The following is a 1,048-nucleotide window of genomic DNA, read 5'->3' on the forward strand; positions in this document are numbered from 1 at the left end:
CCAGACTTGGGTATTACTCCATTATAAGTGGTGGACCTTGTAGGACTCGAACCTACGACCGGACGGTTATGAGCCGTCTGCTCTAACCAGCTGAGCTAAAGGTCCTTAAATAAGTAGCGGCGGAGGGAGTCGAACCCACGACCTCACGGGTATGAACCGTACGCTCTAGCCAGCTGAGCTACACCGCCATAATAAGTTAATTTAAGTTTCTTTAAGTGGAGCCTAGCGGGATCGAACCGCTGACCTCCTGCGTGCAAGGCAGGCGCTCTCCCAGCTGAGCTAAGGCCCCATGTTTTAAATGGTCGGGAAGACAGGATTTGAACCTGCGACCCCCTGGTCCCAAACCAGGTGCTCTACCAAGCTGAGCCACTTCCCGTTAATAATAACAGGTGAAATAATATGGCGCGCCCGAAAGGACTCGAACCCATAACCTTTTGATCCGTAGTCAAACGCTCTATCCAATTGAGCTACGGGCGCATATTATAAATGGTACCGAGGGCCGGACTCGAACCGGCACGGGGTCAACCCCCGCAGGATTTTAAGTCCTGTGTGTCTGCCATTCCACCACCCCGGCAGCATATGTGGAGCGGAAGACGGGGCTCGAACCCGCGACCCCAACCTTGGCAAGGTTGTATTCTACCACTGAACTACTTCCGCGTATACTGCTTATAACTTATAAATTTAAATGGTGCGGGTGAAGGGACTCGAACCCCCACACCGAAGTACTAGATCCTAAGTCTAGCGCGTCTGCCAATTCCGCCACACCCGCAAATATTCTCTTTTGAGAAAATGGTGAGCCATGAAGGATTCGAACCTTCGACCCTCTGATTAAAAGTCAGATGCTCTACCTACTGAGCTAATGGCTCAAAAGAGTGCCGACTAGAGGACTTGAACCCCCAACCTACTGATTACAAGTCAGTTGCTCTACCAATTGAGCTAAGTCGGCATATGGTGGAGGATGACGGGCTCGAACCGCCGACCCCCTGCTTGTAAGGCAGGTGCTCTCCCAGCTGAGCTAATCCTCCATCAAACCAAGCGACGTTCTACT

The 1,048-nt window shown here is 51.7% G+C and carries 11 tRNA genes; all 11 read right to left on the reverse strand.

The window, feature by feature from the left end:
- Nucleotides 1-28 precede the first annotated feature (28 nt).
- The 11 genes from COJ46_RS17940 to COJ46_RS17990 all read right to left on the reverse strand — a co-directional run bounded on the left by COJ46_RS17940 (nucleotide 29) and on the right by COJ46_RS17990 (nucleotide 1,025).
- Nucleotides 29-105 (reverse strand) — tRNA-Ile (locus COJ46_RS17940).
- A 9-nt stretch (nucleotides 106-114) separates the two neighbouring features.
- Nucleotides 115-188 (reverse strand) — tRNA-Met (locus tag COJ46_RS17945).
- A 28-nt stretch (nucleotides 189-216) separates the two neighbouring features.
- Nucleotides 217-289: transfer RNA gene (locus COJ46_RS17950), tRNA-Ala, on the reverse strand.
- Nucleotides 290-299: 10 nt separating this feature from the next.
- Nucleotides 300-376, reverse strand: a tRNA-Pro gene (locus tag COJ46_RS17955).
- A 24-nt stretch (nucleotides 377-400) separates the two neighbouring features.
- Nucleotides 401-477: transfer RNA gene (locus tag COJ46_RS17960), tRNA-Arg, on the reverse strand.
- A 10-nt stretch (nucleotides 478-487) separates the two neighbouring features.
- Nucleotides 488-574: transfer RNA gene (locus tag COJ46_RS17965), tRNA-Leu, on the reverse strand.
- Between the two features lie 8 nt (nucleotides 575-582).
- Nucleotides 583-657 (reverse strand) — tRNA-Gly (locus COJ46_RS17970).
- 29 nt (nucleotides 658-686) lie between these two features.
- Nucleotides 687-769: transfer RNA gene (locus COJ46_RS17975), tRNA-Leu, on the reverse strand.
- A gap of 21 nt (nucleotides 770-790) precedes the next feature.
- A tRNA-Lys gene (locus tag COJ46_RS17980) sits at nucleotides 791-866 on the reverse strand.
- Nucleotides 867-873: 7 nt separating this feature from the next.
- A tRNA-Thr gene (locus COJ46_RS17985) sits at nucleotides 874-946 on the reverse strand.
- Between the two features lie 3 nt (nucleotides 947-949).
- Nucleotides 950-1,025: transfer RNA gene (locus tag COJ46_RS17990), tRNA-Val, on the reverse strand.
- Nucleotides 1,026-1,048: the final 23 nt, after the last annotated feature.

It is taken from the genome of Bacillus sp. AFS077874 (assembly GCF_002566505.1).
In the GTDB taxonomy this organism is placed as follows: domain Bacteria; phylum Bacillota; class Bacilli; order Bacillales; family Bacillaceae_G; genus Gottfriedia.